We start from the raw sequence: 17,668 nt of genomic DNA, 5'->3' as shown, positions 1-17,668 counted from the left end.
AGCAAGAGAGACGAGATGGCCGCTCAGCGCGCTGGCAGAACCAACAACGAGGCAGACCAACCGTCGAGCCCGGTCGTGCGCTTCGGCGCCGACAAGCCGCTCAAGCTCGACGCCGGCACGCTGCTGTCGCCGTTCCAGATCGCCTACCAGACCTACGGCACGCTGAACGACGCCCGTTCAAACGCCATTCTCGTCTGCCACGCATTGACCGGCGACCAGCATGTGGCCAGCACCAATCCGGTGACCGGCAAGCCGGGTTGGTGGGAAGTGCTGATCGGACCCGGCAAGATCATCGACACCAACCGCTTCTTCGTCATCTGCTCAAACGTCATCGGCGGCTGCCTCGGTTCCACCGGCCCGGCCTCCACCAGTCCCGCCACCGGCAAGCCCTATGGGCTCGACCTTCCGGTCATCACCATCCGCGACATGGTGCGTGCCCAGCAGATGCTGATCGACCATTTCGGCATCGAAAAACTGTTTTGCGTGCTCGGCGGGTCGATGGGCGGCATGCAGGTGCTGCAATGGGCGTCGAGCTATCCGGAGCGTGTTTTCTCGGCGCTGCCGATCGCCACCGGCGCGCGTCATTCCTCGCAGAACATCGCTTTCCACGAGGTCGGCCGGCAGGCCGTGATGGCGGACCCAGAATGGCATGGCGGCAAGTATTTCGACCACGGCAAACGCCCGGAAAAGGGGCTCGCCGTGGCGCGCATGGCCGCCCACATCACCTACCTGTCGGAAGCCGCCTTGCACCGGAAGTTCGGCCGCAACCTGCAGGACCGCGAAGCTCTGACCTTCGGCTTCGACGCCGACTTCCAGATCGAGAGCTATCTGCGTCACCAAGGCATGACTTTCGTCGACCGCTTCGACGCCAATTCCTATCTCTACATGACGCGGTCCATGGACTATTTCGACCTCGCCGCCGACCATGGCGGCAGGCTGGCCGATGCTTTTGCCGGCACCAAGACACGCTTCTGCCTGGTTTCGTTCACCTCGGATTGGCTGTTTCCGACAGAGGAGAGCCGCTCGATCGTCCATGCGCTGAATGCCGCCGGCGCGTCGGTGTCCTTCGTCGAGATCGAGACCGATCGCGGGCACGACGCCTTCCTGCTTGACGAGCCGGAACTGTTCGCCGCCATCAATGGCTTCATCGGCTCGGCCGCGCGAGCGAGAGGGCTCGGCGCATGACCCCGCAAAATTGCAGACCTGTCCATCAAGGGTCACGCACCACGACAAGGGGCAAGCCATGAGCGTCAACCGCGCCCAGCGCGTCGATCTCGAGGTGATCGCCGGTCTGATCCCGCCGCAATCGCGGGTGCTGGACGTCGGCTCCGGCGACGGCTCGCTGCTCGAGCTTTTGCAGGAAACCAAGCAGATCGACGGCCGCGGACTGGAGCTGTCGCAGCGCGGTGTCAACGAATGCGTGGCGCGCGGCCTTTCCGTCGTTCAGGGCGACGCCGACAAGGATCTCGAATTCTATCCCGACAAGGGTTTTGATTTCGTCGTCCTGTCGCAGACCTTGCAGGCGACCCGCAACCCGAAGCTCGTTCTCGACGAACTGCTCAGGATCGGCGAACACGCCATCGTTTCCTTCCCCAATTTCGGCCACTGGCGGGTGCGCCTGTCGCTGTTCGTCAAGGGCCGCATGCCGGTGACCAAGGACCTGCCCTATTCCTGGTACGACACGCCAAATATCCACTTCTGCACCATCCGCGACTTCGTCAATCTGTGCGAGGAGCTTGGCGCGACCGTGGAAAGGGCGACCGCGCTCGACGCCAACGGCCAGAAGATCGGCCTGTCGATGCCATGGTGGTTCTGGAACTTCTTCGGCCAGCAAGCGGTGTTCTTGTTGAAGCGATAAGGGCCATCCCGGAGGTGGCTATGACACCCCCTTTTCGGGCGAAGTCGAGCTGCAGGCTGATCTCTGCGACGAAGGTCATCAGCAGGTTGGAACGCATAGCCCGGCCAAGGCTCAGCGATCGAGCTCCGGGAAATACGGATCCGACAAGAACCGTCTGTCGCGTTCGCCTTGCAGGCAGTCCATCGGAGCCTCGGCTTCGGCGGGAATGATCCTGGTCTCGTTCTGAACGCCGCTCACTTCGAGAATCAGCTTGCGCCGGATTGCCGTCGAAAATTCGGCGGCTGTATAAATCGGCAGCACGAAGGAGCCCGGCCCGCCGGTGACGCACTGGGCGTAATACCGGTCGAGGTGGCTGAAGGTGGGCGATGGATTGATCAGGATCGGCAGGCCGTTGATGACGATGCCTCTGGCGTTTGCCGCATCCCGCGTGGCGGTGACGGGCAGCCCGATATTGTTTGGTCCGTCACCGGAAATATCGATGACGCTGCGTTCGCTTTCGAAAGTAGTGCGGTCGAAAAGCCCTGCACCGAAGGCGAGCGCGCCGGAGATCGACGTGCCGCGGAAGCTGCGGAACGGGCGGGCTGCAATCTTGTCGGCAAAAGCGTTGGCGCTCTCAGCGCCGTCGATGACCTGCCAGCCGATGAGCGCGTCGTCGCGCACAGTGCCGGCCCATTCGAAATAGGTGAGCGCGATGCGACCGGCGTTCCCGGCGCGGACCGCCTTGATGAAGTCGGGATGACGCAGCGCCTCCACATAGCCGGCGCGCTGCAGGGCGAACTCCTTCTCGTCCATCGACAATGAGATATCGACCGCCAGCACCAGTTGGACATCAACGGCCAGACTATCCGGCGCAGGCGCAGTCACGGCGGCCTCGGTGCAGGCCAGGCAGGCAAGCAGGCTGAGAGCATCAAGCATGGCCGGCTCAAGCTATGTTTCCGGTGCGATCTTCCCTCGCGATCACGGCGAAATAAAGCTGCCACGTGGCGTGGCGCGGGCTGGTCCGAATAGATGCCGGAAGTGCTATTTCTTGCGGCGAGGAGCGGCCGGCGGCGGCTCGATCGCGCCTGCCCTTATGCGCGCGGGCTTCAGAGCCGGCACGCCGGACGCCTTCACGATGGTCAGTGCGCGCGGGAAGAATTGATTGTTGTGCTGGCCGCGGCCTATATTGAGGATCGTCGCCCCGCCCAGCCGCTTCTCCAGCATCGACAACACCCGCCGCAGTGTCGGTCCGTCGAAGGCATCGAGAGCCTCATCGATGATCACCCATTTTGGTTGGCGCAGCACGAGGCGGGCAAAGGCCAGCAGGCGCAGTTCGTCGTCGGCCAGTTCATGCTCCCAGCGCGCGCTGCGGCCGAGCGACGACGACAGGTGTTCCAGGCCGATCTCGGCCAGCACGGCTGAGATATCGGCATCGCTTGCCGGCGCAACCCCGTCCACGCGGTCGAGCACTTCGCGCAGCGTGGCGGTTGGGAAGTAAGGCGTGCGCGGCACGAAGATGGGCGTCTCTCCCGCCGGCATGCCGATGCGCCCGCTCCCCCATGGCCACAGGCCGGCAATGGCGCGAAAGAACAGCGTCTTGCCCGCGCCAGGCTCGCCGGTGAGCATGACGCGTTCGCCGGCGTGGATCTCGACATGCTGGTCGGCGAGCCTCGTGCAGCCCTCCGGCGAGGCCACTTCGAGTTTCTCGAAGGTCAGCTTGCCGTTTGCATTCTCGCCGAATTCGATGCGCCTTTCCTGGCCGTGCAGCACATCGGTCTCATCCAGCGCAATGCGGAAATCGGCGACGCGCATCAGCGTCGCGCGCCAATCGGCGATGCTGCCGATATTGTTGATGAACCAACGCAATGAAGAATGGACCTGATTGAAGGCGCCGACCGCCATCATCAGTCCGCCGAAGCTGATATCGCCCGCGAAATAGACCGGCGAAGCGACCAGGATGGGAGCCACCACGGTGATCCAGCCATAGGTGTCCGTCACCCAGGCGAGATTGATCTGGGCGTTATAGATGCGTCGCATGGCGCCGAGCACGGTGCCCAGGTCGGTTTCCAGCCGCCGCCTGGCATCGGGCTCGCTTCGGGCGAGCGCGATGGCATCGATGTTCTCGTTGACGCGCACCATCGAGGAACGCAGCTCCGCCTCGCGTGTGTAGCGGTCGCTGTTGAGGTGGATCAGTGGCCGTCCGACCAGCCAGCTCAGCCAGGAAGCCGTTCCGGCATAGAGGATGGCCGCCCACACCATGTAGCCCGGTATGGCGAGCGATGTCCCGCCGACATGGAAGACGAAGCCCGAGGACAGCTCCCATAACACGCCGACGAAGGAGGCGAGCAGGATTAGGGATTGCAGCAGGCCAACGCCAAGATCCGTCGACAGGTCGGAAAGATGGCTCGCGTCCTGCTGCATGCGCTGGTCGGGATTGACCCCGATGGCGCCTGCATGCGCCAGGCGAAAAGCGCGCGCCGGCCGCATCCATCCATCGATCAGATCGAGCGTCAGCGCCTCGCGCAGCTTCAGCCGGATCGTCTGATTGAGCCAGGTCTGGCCGACATTGAGCACAAGAAGCCCACCGGCAATCGCGGCAAAAACGGCGAGCTGGTGCAGGAAGGCCTGCATGTCGCGGCGTGCAAGCGCATCGTAGAAAGGCTGGTTCCAGCGGTTGAGCAGAACCTGGCCGATCGAGGTCGCGACAATGACGGCAACCATTCCGATGGAGGCCCAGCGTAGCCTTTTGCGGACCGGCGACCCGGCAAGCGCCAGCTTGATCGTCACCACCTGATCACGCAGGCTCGAAGCTTCGACCGCAGCGATAGGCCGGGCAGAGGCATCATTGTCCGGATAATCGGCCATGAGCTGAAGTCCTTGCGTTCAAAAGCGGTGCTGAAAACCGGATGAAGTGTAGTGACGCCACCGGTCACTCAGCCAGGCTGCGAGCCCGTCAGCGACAGATAGGTCGCGAAATGCCGTCCGGCGCAAGTTTCCGGCATGATCACGAAGGTGTCATTCGCGGACTCGGCGATGTCGTGGCCCCGGTCTCTATTCGCCGGCCGAGCCGCGTTGCTGCATGCGGCGAAAGCACCGGCACGAAAACGCGTCGCGAAGCGCGCTGGGCGGCCGGCACGCCCTGATAGAGCCGCTTCTGCGCCTCGACCACGATGACGCCGGAGAAGATCGGCCACAGCCGCCGGCCGGCGCGCTCCAGCATATTGTGGAAGCGCATCATGAAACGCCGCCGCGATGGCGGAAAGAACAGGGCGTCGGACCAGGCGGCGGGCGTGAAATTCGCCTCGCGCAGCAATTCGGTGAGCTGACCGCGCGAGAAGGGCCTGCCATTGCCGAACGGCGTATGTTCGAACCGCGCCCAGACGCCGCGCCGGTTGGGCACGACGATGACCACCCGGCCGGCCGGCGACAGCACGCGCCAGATCTCGTTCAGCGTTTCGCGCGGGTTTTCGACATGCTCGAGCGAATGCACGAGCAGCATGCGGTCGATGCAGGAATCGACCAGCGGCAGTTCCTCGTCGAAAACCAGAGCCGTCGCCGTCGGTCCCGCCGCCGGCCAGACCACGGCGCCCTGCGTCGCCGGCATGAAGGCGAACACCCGCTCGGCGTCGCTGCCGAACCGTTCCAGCCAAGGCAAGGTGTAGCCGAGCCCGACAAGCCGCTCATTGGGCACGGTGGCCCATATCGATGACAAGGCCATGGTGATCGAATGCTCGGCGAAGCGACCGAGCGCTGTCGAATAGAAGGAGCGGAGATCGACGATGTCGGAATGCATGTCAGGGATGTAGCCGCGATATCGGCGGGTTTCAACAAAAGGCCGCGACGTCCCGAGATCCCGGATGTCGAATGACATCCTGACATTAGTCATCTCCGGGATGACATCCGCGCGTCGGCGTCCTATGTCTGCGGCGAAAGATGGAGAGATGCGATGGCGGTCGAAATCGAACAGTTCATGTGCCGCAGCGACAATTTCGGCGTGCTGGTGCATGACCCCAAAAGCGGTCAGACCGCGCTTATCGATGCGCCGGAAGAAGCGGCGATCCTGGCTGCGGTCAAGCACACCGGCTGGACGCCGACGATGATCCTGACCACGCATCACCATGCCGACCATGTCGAGGCCAATCTGGCGCTGAAGCAGCGCTTCAAGCTGCGCATCGTGGGTCCCGAAGCCGAAAAGGCCAAGATTCCCGGCATTGACGACACTGTCGAGGACGGTTCGATCCTGCATCTCGGCGAGGAGCGCATCGAAGTGATCGCCACCCCCGGCCACACCGCCGGCCACGTCTCCTATCACCTGCCGGCATCGAAAGTGGCGTTCACCGCCGACACGCTGTTCGCGCTCGGCTGCGGGCGGCTGTTCGAATGCAAGCCGCCGGTGATGTATGGATCCCTGAAGAAGCTCGCGGCACTGCCTGCCGCGACCGTGATCTATTGCGGGCACGAATACACGCTCGCCAACGCCCGTTTCGCGCTGAGCGTCGACCGGACCAATTCGGCATTGAGGGAACGCGCGGCAAAAATTGAAGCGCTGCGCGCCGATAACAAGCCGACGCTGCCGACCACGATCGGCGAGGAATTGTCGACCAACCCTTTCCTGCGCTGGCACGATCCGGCAATCCGCAGGCATCTCGGCATGGAGAAGGCGTCGGATGTCGAGGTTTTTGCCGAGATCCGCAAGCGCAAGGATAATTTCTAGGCCAAGCGACACTGGTCGAAACCATGACGAGTTCCGCAGAAATCATCGTCATCCTTGGCATGAAGCCGCATCCGGAAGGCGGCTGGTACACGGAAACCTTTCGCGACGGTGGCGGCGGAGCTCGAGGCCACTCGACGGCGATCTATTTTCTGCTGGAGCAGGGCCAGGTTTCCGCCTGGCATCGCGTCAGGGATGCAGCCGAGGCCTGGCACTTCTACGCCGGCGCGCCGCTGGCGCTGTCGATATGGGAAGAAGGCGGCCCAAAGGCTAACCGGGTGATCGAGCAGGTGCTCGGCATCGAGCTTGCGGCCGGCGAGCGGCCGCAAATCGTCGTGCCGGCGGGCTGGTGGCAATCGGCGCGCAGCCTGGGCGAGTGGACCCTGGTCGGCTGCACCGTGGCGCCGGGCTTCGACTTTGCGGCGTTTGAACTGGCGGAGCCTGGTTGGCGGCCTAAACAGCTCTGACGCAGCCGGAAACCCTTAGCGCAGCAGGAAACCAAGCGTGATCACGAGCTGCGCGGCGTAGTAAAGCACCCAGACCGCCAAACGCATCCAGGCGCGATGTGGCGAAATGGCGGCCGCCAGGAAGCGTTCCGTGGCCAGCAGCGCGTCGGACGCCATGAACAGCACGGCACCGCCGATAACAGCGGCACTGCTCGTCGTCAGCGCCGAAATGCCCATGGCGAGGATGGCCGCGACATAGCCCGCGATCGGCGCTCGCAGGGCCGGGCCGACGCGGCGCCACAGCGCCGCCAGCATGAGAATAACGAATACCGCCATCGCAAGTGCGATTGCCGCGCGCCAAGGTTCGGCCCCCAGCACTCCCATCCCCCCGCCGCTGCGCAGGAACAGCACGACGTAGACGATATGCGCGGCGAGAAAGCTGCCCAGCCCGCCCAGAAACATCTTTTCGCCATCCCGCGACAGGAAGGCGTCGCCGATGGCGCTCAGCGCAAGAGCGGCGACCAGTAGCAGCGGCCCGCCCTGCATCGCCGCCAGCACGGCAAGCATGGCCACGGCGAGCGTTTTTGCCGCCGAACGGGCGAGCGTCGGCGCCATGCCTGATGTGAAGGCGTAGACAACCGCCGCCACCAGCGAAAAGATCAGCGTCGCATTGGCGTTGGCGTCGATGCCGCCTGGAAACGGCATCGTCACGCCCGGGCTCCGCCTTCGGATGCCCCGGCTCCGTTTTCGGATGCCCCGGCTCCGCTTTCGGAAGCAGCGGGCTTGCGCAGGAACAGCGACTTTGCCGCAAGTGCGGCCCCCCCGGTGATGAGCACGCAGGCCGCGACAATGCGCAGCGACGGCTCGGCGACGCCGGCCGCGATCAACACCAGCGTCGACAGGAGCGGCGCGGCATAGCTTGCCGCGCCCAGCACCTGGATGTTGCCGCGCTTGACGCCGACATCCCAGGCATAGAAGGCTGCCCCCACTGGCATCAGGCCGAGCCCGAGCACGGCAAGCCATTGCCCGGCACTCGCGGGCAGCACCGTCTCTTCCAGCGCCAGATGGCAGGCAAGCGACAACAGCGCGGTCGCCGCGCAGAACCAAGTGACGATGCTGGTCGGCACCGAGGGGAAACGCCGCGACAGGAGCGAATAGGACGACCACAGCACGGCGCAGACGGCAGCCATGGCGTAGCCGAAGGCATAGCGCGCGTCGAAGGCGAGGCCGCCGCCCTTGGTGACGATGAGCACGGTGCCGGCAAGGCCGAGCAGCGCGCCCACGATATGGTTCCAGGCCAACCGCTCGCCCGGCATCAGCGCCGAGCCGAGCACGATCAGCAGCGGCCACAGATAGGCGATCAGGCTGGCCTCCACCGCCGGCGCGTTGCGCAGCGCTGTGAAGTAGAAGAAGTGGTAGCCGAAAAGGCCGGCAATGCCGATCACCCAGACCTGGCGCGGTATCTTCTGGCTTCTATCCGCGGCCGGCATGAAAAGGCGCGCGACAAGCCCGACCCCGGTGCCGATCGAGAAGGTGATGGCCGACAAGAGGAACGGCGGCACCTTGCCGGATGCGTCCGTAAGCAACGCCAGCAGTGCCCACATGGCGACGGCCGAAAAGCCGATCAGTGTCGCGCGCCCCATTCTGTCTCCAGCGGCGCGCGTGGCGCCTTATTGTATTGCTTCGAAACGCCTGGCGCTGATGGTCAAGGTGCCGATCTGCGTCCCGACCGTCGCGCGGATCGGCGCATATACCCCGGTTTGGCCGAGCGGCGCAAATGTCACCATTATGCGGCTTTTGTTCTTGAGGTAGTTGAGCGCCTTGCGGCCCTTGCGGTAGCCCGCCACCGGCTCGAAACCCATCCGGCATGTGACCGTGTCGCCCTTGTAGCCGGGCACCGAGATCGACCCTTTTGAAGCGTAGCTCAGCGTCAGGTTGGCGCGCATCTCGCCGTCATACAGCCTCACGGTGCGGCCGCAGACCTTGTCGAGGCTGCCGGCATGGATGACGGTTGCCGCCATCGGATCGAGCACCGATGCCAGGTCGCCGGCGCCAAGCGGCACCCAACTGTCGGGATCGCGCTTTTCCGGCGCGGGAACGACCGTCGTCGAGATGACGTTGCCATTGGCAAAACGAATGTCGATGGCGGAGGCTTTCTTGCCGGAAGTGTAGTCCGCGCGGAACGCCTGCGGCACCATCTTCTGGCCCGAAATCGTACCCTTGGACGAGATCGTGCCGCGCGTGTCATCGAACAGCTTGGCGAGACCGGCCGCGGAAACGCTGCCGTCGATCGAGTAGACGCCGTTCTCATAATGGCTTGAAAAGCTTGATTTCGCGATAGAAAGGCCGAGAAACGACACTGTGTATTCGCCCCTGAAGGACTGCGGCGAGGCGGCCGTCGCAGGCGACGGCGAGGCGACGGCCAGCGCGGCGGCAAGGGCATGGGGCAAGCGAAGCATGGCGCGATCGGATCCTTGATTTCAACCGGAGGCGGACAACTCCGGTCTGGCATGTCCCTATGGAACCGCTTATACGACGAATTCCGGCCTTAGTATGAAATGCCGCTGGGCCCAGGCTGGAGCTTGACGCATGGGCGAAATGCAACTATGGAACGCCAACTTTTTCCATAAGGCCGCTTGACCAGAACCGCGCGCCACCCGGCGTGGGCACGAAGGTTTGGCAGGTCCCCGAGAGAACTGAAGGTTAGAACCATGTCCCGCACCTGCGAACTCACTGCCAAGGCAGTCCAGACCGGCAACAATGTGAGCCACGCCAACAATAAGACCAAGCGTCGCTTCCTGCCGAACCTCGTCAATGTGACGCTGATTTCGGAAGCGCTGAACCAGAATGTGCGCCTGCGCATTTCCGCCAACGCGCTGCGTTCGGTCGAGCATCGCGGCGGTCTGGACGCCTTCCTGGCCAAGGCTGACGTCAAGGAGCTGTCGCAGCGCGCGCGCCTCTTGAAGAAGCAGATCGCCAAGAAGCTCGCCGAGCAGGCTGCGGCGTAATACCGTTTCAAGGCGGGGGACAACCGCCCTGGCCAACCTCTTGTTGGCCTTGGACATCGGGTCGCCGTCCGCAAGGCGGTTTCGGAAATCCGATGCTCGAACAAAGCGAGCGCGATCCGGTTTCGGCATGACGCTCCGCTGGTTCCATTACCCAGGATAAAAAAATGACTTCCTTCTCGCGATACCTGCCCTTCGTGGCCGCCATGGCGCTTGTCGTCGTGGCATCGAATATCCTCGTGCAGTTCCCGATGCAGGGTCGGATCGGCGGCTTGTCGCTGGCCGACCTGCTCACCTGGGGCGCGTTCACCTACCCGTTCTCCTTTCTGGTCACGGACCTTGCCAACCGCCGCTACGGGCCTGCCGTGGCGCGCCGGATCGTCTTTGTCGGCTTCATGACGGCGGTGGTCTGCTCGGTCCTCGTGCCGCCCTTCCTGTTCCGCCATGGTTTCATCGAGTTCGAGACCGCCGCCGACCGGCTGGTGCGCATCGCGGCGGCGTCCGGCGCGGCCTTCCTCACCGCGCAATTGCTAGACGTGACCGTGTTCAACCGTCTGCGCCGACAGAGCTGGTGGCGGGCGCCGATCGTCGGCACGCTGGTCGGCTCGGTGTTCGACACCGTCGTGTTCTTCAGCGTCGCTTTCTCCGCGGCTTTCGCCTTCGTTGGCCCAAGCGACAGTTTTGCGCTGGAAACGGCGCCGCTGATGGGCGTGCTGCCGGTCGAGGCCATGCGTTGGGTCTCTTGGGCGCTTGGCGACCTCAGCGTGAAGCTGATCATCGCCGTCGTGGCACTGATCCCCTATCGGCTGCTCGCCGCCCGCTGGAGCCAGCCGGCTGTTGCTGCGGTCTAGGCCGTGATTCCCTGGATCCAGCTGGACTCCGCGAAAACCCCCGATGGCGCGCAGGAGCTTCGGCTCAAGCGGCGCGGTTCCGAATTCTCGATCATGCTGGGCACCAACGAGTTGATGAACAGCCGCCTCAGCGGCTCGGAAGAAGCGTTGGCCAGGCTCTCCTGTCGGAGGATCGCCGGCCGCAGACAGCCGAGAATGCTGATCGGCGGGCTTGGCATGGGTTTTACGCTGCGCGCCGCTCTCGCCGAGTTGGGCGAGAATGCCGAAATCACTGTCGCGGAGTTGGTGCCGGCGGTCATCGCGTGGGCGCGAGGGCCGATGGCCGAACTGTTTGGTGGCTGTCTCGACGATCCGCGCGTCATCGTCCGGGAGGCCGATGTCGGGCAGTTTATAAGATCCCGGCCCGCGGTCTGGGACGCCATCCTGCTCGATGTCGACAACGGCCCGGACGGCATCGTTCACAAATCCAACGACGCGCTGTACAGCCTGCAGGGTCTGGCGGCAGCGCGCACCGCACTGAAGCCCGGCGGCGTGCTTGCCGTGTGGTCGCAAGGGCCGGACAGCGGCTTCACCCGGCGGCTGAAGCAGGCAGGTTTCGCGGTCGAGGAGGTGAGCACGCGCGCCAACGGCAAGCGCGGCGCGCGTCATGTCATCTGGATCGCCACCAACGGCTCGCGACCCTGAGCGGACGCCGTCATTTGATGAATAGCCGACCAAATCGAAGCCGGCGTTGAATACCTTCAACTTCAGCTTCGCAGTTGGAGCGCCAAATCAGTCCTGGTGCAAAATGAATTCCAGATAGAGATTGCGCTGCAGGATCGAGTGGTTGTCGTCGGAGATCAGCGACACCATCAGCGCGCCGTCTTCGCGCTTCCAGACGTCGAGCCCTTCCATATTGTCGATCTGGTAGCCCATATCGGCTTCCAGCAGCACCGGACCGTCGGCGACCGCGCCCTTCTCCACGGTCTCGCCATCAATGCGCCGCAGCCGCATCTTGAGACCTCCTGCCATCGTGAAACTGCGCTCCAGCAGCAGAAGGTCGCCATCCGGCAGGAAAGCCCCATCGGTGATATCGAAATCGCCGTTGCGCTTGACGGTGAAGACGCCCTTGTGCGGACCTTCGATGATGGCGGCATAGATGTTGCCGGCCTTGTCCAAGCTCTTTTCCGACACCACGACCAGGCCGCCTTGGTGGCGGCCATTGGCATTGGCGTGGGTGACGGTCTCGAAGCCTCGGTTCCGGCGCAGCTCCCATGCCGGAACCAGGAAATCCATCTGCCTGAACGGCGCCTTCATATCGTCGGGGCCAATTTTGAACTGGGCGACGCGATGGTTGCGCTCGAAACCCACGGTGGCAATGCCGTCCTTGACGGAAAGCCCCTCGGCATCGACTTCCGATTTCTCGTCGATCGGCTGGCCCGATGCATCGACCATCTGTTCCATGCGGAAGTCCCCGATGCCTGACGGGCGCTTGTCCGCATCATGGGTCACGGTGCCGAAGAACCAGAATCCGGTATCGGCGACGCCGACGAAGTCGCGACCGCCTTTCAGGAAACGGAAGGCCGACAGCGCGCCGAAATCGCGCGACGGCGACGTCATCTCCAGCCCGCCGACGAATTCGAGCGGACCGAATTGCTTGTCGGCACGGCCTATACGGAATTCGGTGATCGGGCGGGCTAAGACCTCGACCGGTTCAACCGAGGTCGCGCCGGCCGAACTGGATGGCACCGGGGCTGCACCGGCAAACAGGGCGATGGCGGCGAAAAGTGCTTGTCGAAATCCGCCGTGCGAAAAGATCATCCGGCGCGCCGCATGCCGCCGCGCCGCGTATCGCGTGCGCTTTCCTCGGCGAACAGCGAAGCCAATTGCTCGGTCATGGCGCCGGCCAGTTCCTCGGCATCGACAATGGTGACGGCGCGCCGGTAATAGCGGGTGACGTCATGGCCGATGCCGATGGCAAGCAGCTCGACCGGCGAGCGCGTCTCGATCAGTTCGATGACGGCGCGCAGATGGCGCTCGAGATAATTGCCTGGATTGACCGACAGCGTCGAATCGTCGACCGGCGCGCCGTCCGAGATCATCATCAGGATCTTGCGCTGCTCCGGCCGGGCGATCAGCCGGTTATGCGCCCACAGCAGCGCCTCGCCGTCGATGTTTTCCTTGAGCAGGCCCTCGCGCATCATCAGTCCGAGATTGCGCCGTGCCCGCCGCCAGGGATGGTCGGCCGACTTGTAGATGATGTGGCGCAGGTCGTTCAGCCGACCCGGATTCGGCGGCTTGCCGTCCTTCAGCCACTTCTCGCGGGCCTGCCCGCCTTTCCAGGCGCGTGTGGTGAAGCCCAGAATCTCGACCGAAACGCCGCAGCGTTCCAGCGTGCGCGCCAGAATGTCGGCGCAGGTGGCGGCCACGGTGATCGGCCGGCCGCGCATGGAACCCGAATTGTCGAGCACCAGCGTCACCACCGTGTCGCGGAATTTGGTGTCGCGCTCCTGCTTGAAAGACAGCGGCTGCATCGGATCGATGACGACGCGCACCAACCGTGCCGGATCGAGATAGCCCTCCTCCAGGTCGAAATCCCACGACCGGTTCTGCTGCGCCATCAGGCGGCGCTGCAAACGGTTGGCCAGCCGGCCGACGACGCCGGACAGGTTGGCGAGTTGCTTGTCGAGAAAGGCGCGCAGCCGGTCGAGCTCTTCTTCCTCGCAAAGCTCCTCCGCCCCCACCGTCTCGTCGAAAGCTGACGTGAAGACCTTGTAATCGATCTCCTTCGGAAGGTTGGTGAAAGGGTTGTCGTTGCGGCGCGCCTCGCCGGGCGTCTCGGCATCGGCATCGTCGTCGTCGGACAAATCGTCGGCAGTGGCGTCGGAGGCTTCGGTCTCGGCCGACTGCTCGTCGTCAGAGGAAGCCTCGGCATCTTCGGACTGCGACTGTTCGGAGCCGGAATCGTCCTCGCCGCCTTCCTCGCTCTGTTCCTCGCCTTGCGGCTGGTTGTCGTCATTGTCCTCTGAATCTTCTGTCTCCTGCTCGTCGCCGAGTTCCTCGGCCATTTCCATGGAGGCGAGCATTTCACGCACGACGCGGGCGAAGGCCTGCTGGTCGTCGAGCTTGGACGACAGCCCGTCGAGGTCGGCGCTGGCCTTTTCCTCTACCCAGGGGCGCCAGAGCTCGACCAGCCGCTCGCCGCTCTTGGGGATCGGCCGGCCGGTCAGCTTCTCGCGCACCATCAGCGCCAGCGCCTCCTCGATCGGGGCGTCGGCCTTGTCCTTGACGTCGACGAGATTGGCCTTGGCGTATTTGTCCTCCAGCATCGAGCCTATATTGTCGGCGACCCCTTGCATGGCGCGGCTGCCGATCGCCTCGACGCGCGCCTGCTCGACCGCGTCGTAGATGGCGCGGGCCGCCTTGCCTTCCGGCGCCAGTCTGCTGTGGATGCGCACGTCATGGCAGGCGCGCTTGAGCGCCATGGAATCGCCGAGGCCGCGGGTGATGGCTATGTCGGTCTTGGACGCCTTCTTGGGCAATTCCGGCAGCCGGGCGCGGCTGCCGGCGAGCGCCGGGCGGTCCTTGGCGAAGCCGACTTCCAGCTCCTTGTCGCCGGCGATGGCGCGCATGCAGACGGTGACGGCACGCTTGAAGCTGTCGGCTTCAGAGCCCGTCTTCGACTTGTTGCGCGTATTGTCGCCCGGACCCGCCATCGAGGCTCTGCTTAGCCCAGCACCACATTGGCGGCGCTCTCCGGCAGATCCTCGCCGAAGGCGCGCTGGTAGAACTCGGCCACCACCGAGCGCTCCAGTTCGTCGCATTTGTTGAGGAAGGTCAGCCGGAACGCCATGCCGATATTGCCGAAGATCTCGGCATTCTCCGCCCAGGTGATGACGGTACGCGGGCTCATCACGGTCGACAGATCGCCATTGATGAACGCCGAGCGCGTCATGTCGGCGACGCGCACCATCTTGTTGACGATGTCCTTGCCCTTGCCGTCGCGATAGTGCTTGGCCTTGGCCAGCACGATGTTCACCTCGTTGTCGTGCGGCAGGTAGTTCAGCGTGGTGACGATCGACCAGCGGTCCATCTGCGCCTGGTTGATCTGTTGGGTGCCGTGGTAGAGGCCGGTGGTGTCGCCCAACCCGACCGTGTTGGCGGTCGAGAACAGCCGGAACGCCGGATGCGGACGGATGACGCGGCTCTGGTCGAGCAGCGTCAGCCGACCCGACGATTCCAGCACGCGCTGGATCACGAACATCACGTCCGGACGGCCGGCGTCATATTCGTCGAAGCACAGCGCCACATTGTGCTGATAAGCCCAAGGCAGGATACCGTCGCGGAATTCGGTGATCTGCAAGCCGTCCTTGACCACGATCGCGTCCTTGCCGACGAGGTCGATGCGGCTGACATGGCTGTCGAGATTGACGCGCACGCAAGGCCAGTTGAGGCGGGCCGCGACCTGCTCGATGTGGGTCGATTTGCCGGTGCCGTGATAGCCCGAGACCATGACGCGCCGGTTGTAGGCGAAGCCGGCGAGGATCGCCATCGTCGTCGCCTTGTCGAAAAGATAGTCGGGATCGATGTCGGGCACATGTTCGCTGGTGACCGAATAGGCCGGCACCACCATCTTGGAGTCGAAGCCGAATTTGTCCTTCACCGACACCGTGGTGTCGGGCAGGTTGGCGATGTCGCGATCGACCTTGTTCATCTCTATCCACGTCTCCACGGGCGAAACGACTGATTTCGCCGGCAATCGATTTTCTCCGGGGGCGGTCTTAGAGCCTTTTCCACCCTTATGAAAGTTGGAAAACGACACGAACCGTTGGGTCGCTCAGCACAAACCCGCCTGCTTGAGCACGCGATAGGCCTGGAGCACATCGCGGAACCGGTCTTCCGAACCTCTGTCGCCGCCATTCGCATCCGGATGGTGACGCTTCACCAGTTCCTTATAGCGCGCCTTGATCTCCTTGCCAGTCGCCTTTGTATCAAGGCCAAGCGTTTCCAGCGCCTTGGCCTCAAGCGGCTTGGCCTTGCGCTCGCGCACCTCCCGGGGATCCTTCGGCCCCTTGAACAGGTCGAACGGGTCGCGCATCCGGTTGTAGTAGCCGGCGCGGCCGGAGCGCATCTGCGCCATATCGGGAGACGAGCGCGTCGAGGCGCCGTTGACGCCCATCTTCCAGGTCGGCCGATGGCCGGTCATCGCCTCCTTCTGGAAACGGGCGACCTCGGTGTCCGGAACGCCGGAAAAATAGTTGAAGCCCTTGTTGTACTCGCGCACATGATCGAAGCAGAAGCGGAAATACTCGCCCTCCTTCATGCGCCCGACCGGAGCGCGATGGGTGCCCGCCTCCTTGCAGCCATCCCACTGGCAGATCGGCGCGTGCGACTTCAGCTCCGCGTCCTTCTCCTGGCGGATGCGGATCTTCTCGAAATATTTGGGATACGGCTTCATCTAACCCATTTATGGGGCGTTCGCAGATGCGAAACAAGAATTGACATTTTCGCGATGATCGCCCTAACCGCTGAATCGCGGCATAAAGCAGGCGAAGGACCGATTTTGTTGAAGCGCGGCATGCAACGAAGTCGGTTCGGCTTTCGCGATCCCGCTGGCGATATGTGGTGAAGGGAGACGGCAATGTCCATACAGGCAACCATGGAAGACAAGTTGAGCAAGGCATTTTCGCCGGAGCGGCTGGTCGTCATCAACGAAAGCCATCTGCACGCCGGCCATCATCATGTGGAATCCGGCCACCAGGCTACGTTCGACGGCACCGGCGAGACGCATTTCCGCGTCCGCATTGTTTCGCCGGATTTTGCCGGCATGAGCCGCATCGAGCGCCACCGCGCGGTCAACGCGCTTTTGGCCGACGAATTGAAGGCTGGCCTGCACGCGCTGGCGATCGAACCGGCGGCTCCCGGCGAAAAGACGCGCTGGTAGGCCGGTCCTCCTCGCTCCTCGCGGTGACGTTCAGAGCTCCGTTTCGATGCCGCAATCACCCAACCGCCGATTTCAGGAATGCCAGTGCCGCCCCGGTCAAGGCGTCGCCGTCCTCGCCGAAATCGCGGTTGATCGACATGTGCGTATAGGCGCTGCCGTCGAACAGCGTCACCTTGGTGCCGGTGGCGCGCAAGCGCTCGGCGAACGCCTTGGAGTCCCCGTCCCGGCCCGAAGCGCCTGAGTAGGCGATGAAGGTCGGCGGGTGCTTGCGGCCATCTACATAACTGGCCGGCGATAACGCCGCCCATTGCGCGGGATCGGGGAAGGCCCGCGCATAGGCCCCCGCCATGCCGCCATTCCTGGAAAGCGCGGTGAGGTCATAGGCCCTGGTGTCGTCGAGAAGCAGCGCGGCGACACCCGGTAGACCGCCGCGCATGCCGGTCAGCGCAACGAGGTGGCAACCGGCCGAATGGCCCATGGCCACGATCCGCCTGGCATCGCCGCCATGCCGGGCAATGTTGGCGCGGACATAGGCATAGGCCTTTTCGACATCGTCGGCCTGGGTGGCGACCTCCGCTTCGGGCAGCATGCGATAGTCGATGGAGACCAGGCAAAACCCGTTGGCGAGCAGGAAGGCCGGCTTCGCGTTGACCTGCGAGCGCTTGCCGGAGCGCCAGGCGCCGCCATGGACGAAGAAGACGACCGGCAATCCGCGTGCGCCATCCGGCGCATAGATATCGAGCTTGGCCGGCCCGTAATCGAAGGTTGTCGGCACGGGTTGGCGCTGGCCCCATGCGACCGATGTGCCCAATGGCAACATCGTCGCCGCGGACACCAGAATAAGGCTTCGTCGATCGATCATCGCAATCTCCCGATCGTTGGGCCCGATATGTAG

Annotated in this window: 19 protein-coding genes; 8 read left to right on the top strand and 11 right to left on the bottom strand. The window is 63.9% G+C overall.

The annotated features are described in order from the left end of the window. The first annotated feature begins 15 nt into the window (after positions 1-15). Positions 16-1,185, top strand: a complete 1,170-nt coding sequence (locus FJ949_RS27310) for a homoserine O-acetyltransferase (RefSeq protein WP_140500776.1) — start codon at positions 16-18, stop codon at positions 1,183-1,185. 58 nt (positions 1,186-1,243) lie between these two features. After that, a complete protein-coding gene (gene metW, locus FJ949_RS27305; protein ID WP_140500775.1) occupies positions 1,244-1,858 on the top strand; it encodes a methionine biosynthesis protein MetW in 615 nt (204 codons plus the stop codon). Between the two features lie 111 nt (positions 1,859-1,969). On the opposite strand, the gene FJ949_RS27300 is transcribed toward metW, so the two are convergent. The 3 genes from FJ949_RS27300 to FJ949_RS27290 all read right to left on the bottom strand — a co-directional run bounded on the left by FJ949_RS27300 (position 1,970) and on the right by FJ949_RS27290 (position 5,630). Next, positions 1,970-2,773, bottom strand: coding sequence for a DUF1194 domain-containing protein (locus FJ949_RS27300; RefSeq protein WP_140500774.1), 804 nt, complete (start codon positions 2,771-2,773; stop codon positions 1,970-1,972). A 105-nt stretch (positions 2,774-2,878) separates the two neighbouring features. Then, the gene (locus FJ949_RS27295) at positions 2,879-4,702 is read right to left on the bottom strand and encodes an ABC transporter ATP-binding protein/permease (RefSeq protein ID WP_140500773.1); all 1,824 of its coding nucleotides are present in this window, start codon (positions 4,700-4,702) and stop codon (positions 2,879-2,881) included. 139 nt (positions 4,703-4,841) lie between these two features. Next, positions 4,842-5,630, bottom strand: a complete 789-nt coding sequence (locus tag FJ949_RS27290) for a methyltransferase domain-containing protein (protein ID WP_140500772.1) — start codon at positions 5,628-5,630, stop codon at positions 4,842-4,844. Between the two features lie 153 nt (positions 5,631-5,783). Between FJ949_RS27290 and gloB the strand changes: the two genes are divergently transcribed. Then, positions 5,784-6,551, top strand: coding sequence for a hydroxyacylglutathione hydrolase (gloB, locus tag FJ949_RS27285; RefSeq protein ID WP_140500771.1), 768 nt, complete (start codon positions 5,784-5,786; stop codon positions 6,549-6,551). A 23-nt stretch (positions 6,552-6,574) separates the two neighbouring features. Further along, positions 6,575-7,015: a cupin domain-containing protein gene (locus FJ949_RS27280; RefSeq protein WP_140500770.1), complete on the top strand. Its 441-nt coding sequence runs from the start codon at positions 6,575-6,577 to the stop codon at positions 7,013-7,015. Positions 7,016-7,030: 15 nt separating this feature from the next. Here FJ949_RS27280 and FJ949_RS27275 read toward each other — a convergent pair whose 3' ends face one another. The 3 genes from FJ949_RS27275 to FJ949_RS27265 are packed head-to-tail and all read right to left on the bottom strand — an operon-like array spanning position 7,031 to position 9,453. Beyond that, positions 7,031-7,705, bottom strand: a complete 675-nt coding sequence (locus tag FJ949_RS27275) for a lysoplasmalogenase family protein (RefSeq protein WP_140500769.1) — start codon at positions 7,703-7,705, stop codon at positions 7,031-7,033. Then, positions 7,702-8,637 carry an EamA family transporter gene (locus tag FJ949_RS27270; protein WP_140500768.1) on the bottom strand — a complete coding sequence of 312 codons (936 nt, stop codon included), beginning with the start codon at positions 8,635-8,637 and terminating at the stop codon, positions 7,702-7,704. Before FJ949_RS27270 ends, FJ949_RS27275 begins: the two co-directional genes overlap by 4 nt. 27 nt (positions 8,638-8,664) lie before the next feature. Next, positions 8,665-9,453, bottom strand: coding sequence for a DUF3108 domain-containing protein (locus tag FJ949_RS27265; RefSeq protein WP_140500767.1), 789 nt, complete (start codon positions 9,451-9,453; stop codon positions 8,665-8,667). Between the two features lie 252 nt (positions 9,454-9,705). Between FJ949_RS27265 and rpmB the strand changes: the two genes are divergently transcribed. The 3 genes from rpmB to FJ949_RS27250 all read left to right on the top strand — a co-directional run bounded on the left by rpmB (position 9,706) and on the right by FJ949_RS27250 (position 11,534). After that, entirely contained in the window at positions 9,706-10,002 is a 297-nt protein-coding gene (gene rpmB, locus FJ949_RS27260; RefSeq protein ID WP_140500766.1) for a 50S ribosomal protein L28, read from the top strand. A 164-nt stretch (positions 10,003-10,166) separates the two neighbouring features. Beyond that, complete coding sequence (locus FJ949_RS27255; RefSeq protein ID WP_140500765.1) at positions 10,167-10,850, top strand: queuosine precursor transporter; 684 nt, start codon at positions 10,167-10,169, stop codon at positions 10,848-10,850. A gap of 3 nt (positions 10,851-10,853) precedes the next feature. Then, on the top strand, positions 10,854-11,534 hold the full coding sequence (locus FJ949_RS27250; RefSeq protein WP_140500764.1) for a hypothetical protein: 681 nt from the start codon (positions 10,854-10,856) through the stop codon (positions 11,532-11,534). 87 nt (positions 11,535-11,621) lie between these two features. Here the strand turns inward: FJ949_RS27250 and FJ949_RS27245 are convergent, their stop codons facing one another. The 4 genes from FJ949_RS27245 to FJ949_RS27230 form a co-directional block, all read right to left on the bottom strand. Continuing rightward, a complete protein-coding gene (locus FJ949_RS27245) occupies positions 11,622-12,650 on the bottom strand; it encodes an esterase-like activity of phytase family protein (protein ID WP_140500763.1) in 1,029 nt (342 codons plus the stop codon). After that, a complete protein-coding gene (gene cobT / locus FJ949_RS27240; protein ID WP_140500762.1) occupies positions 12,647-14,545 on the bottom strand; it encodes a cobaltochelatase subunit CobT in 1,899 nt (632 codons plus the stop codon). The genes FJ949_RS27245 and cobT overlap by 4 nt, the downstream gene beginning before the upstream one ends. Positions 14,546-14,556: 11 nt before the next feature. Next, positions 14,557-15,543: a cobaltochelatase subunit CobS gene (cobS, locus tag FJ949_RS27235; RefSeq protein WP_140500761.1), complete on the bottom strand. Its 987-nt coding sequence runs from the start codon at positions 15,541-15,543 to the stop codon at positions 14,557-14,559. A 123-nt stretch (positions 15,544-15,666) separates the two neighbouring features. Then, positions 15,667-16,287: a J domain-containing protein gene (locus FJ949_RS27230; RefSeq protein WP_140500760.1), complete on the bottom strand. Its 621-nt coding sequence runs from the start codon at positions 16,285-16,287 to the stop codon at positions 15,667-15,669. A gap of 183 nt (positions 16,288-16,470) precedes the next feature. Here FJ949_RS27230 and FJ949_RS27225 point away from each other — a divergent pair, with 183 nt between their 5' ends. Then, entirely contained in the window at positions 16,471-16,773 is a 303-nt protein-coding gene (locus FJ949_RS27225) for a BolA family protein (protein ID WP_140500759.1), read from the top strand. A gap of 55 nt (positions 16,774-16,828) precedes the next feature. Here the strand turns inward: FJ949_RS27225 and FJ949_RS27220 are convergent, their stop codons facing one another. Continuing rightward, positions 16,829-17,635: an alpha/beta hydrolase gene (locus FJ949_RS27220; protein WP_140500758.1), complete on the bottom strand. Its 807-nt coding sequence runs from the start codon at positions 17,633-17,635 to the stop codon at positions 16,829-16,831. Positions 17,636-17,668: the final 33 nt, after the last annotated feature.

It is taken from the genome of Mesorhizobium sp. B2-4-1, from assembly GCF_006442185.1.
Taxonomy (GTDB): domain Bacteria; phylum Pseudomonadota; class Alphaproteobacteria; order Rhizobiales; family Rhizobiaceae; genus Mesorhizobium.
The sequence above is the reverse complement of the archived record's forward strand: the minus strand, read 5'-3'. Positions and strand labels throughout refer to the sequence as shown.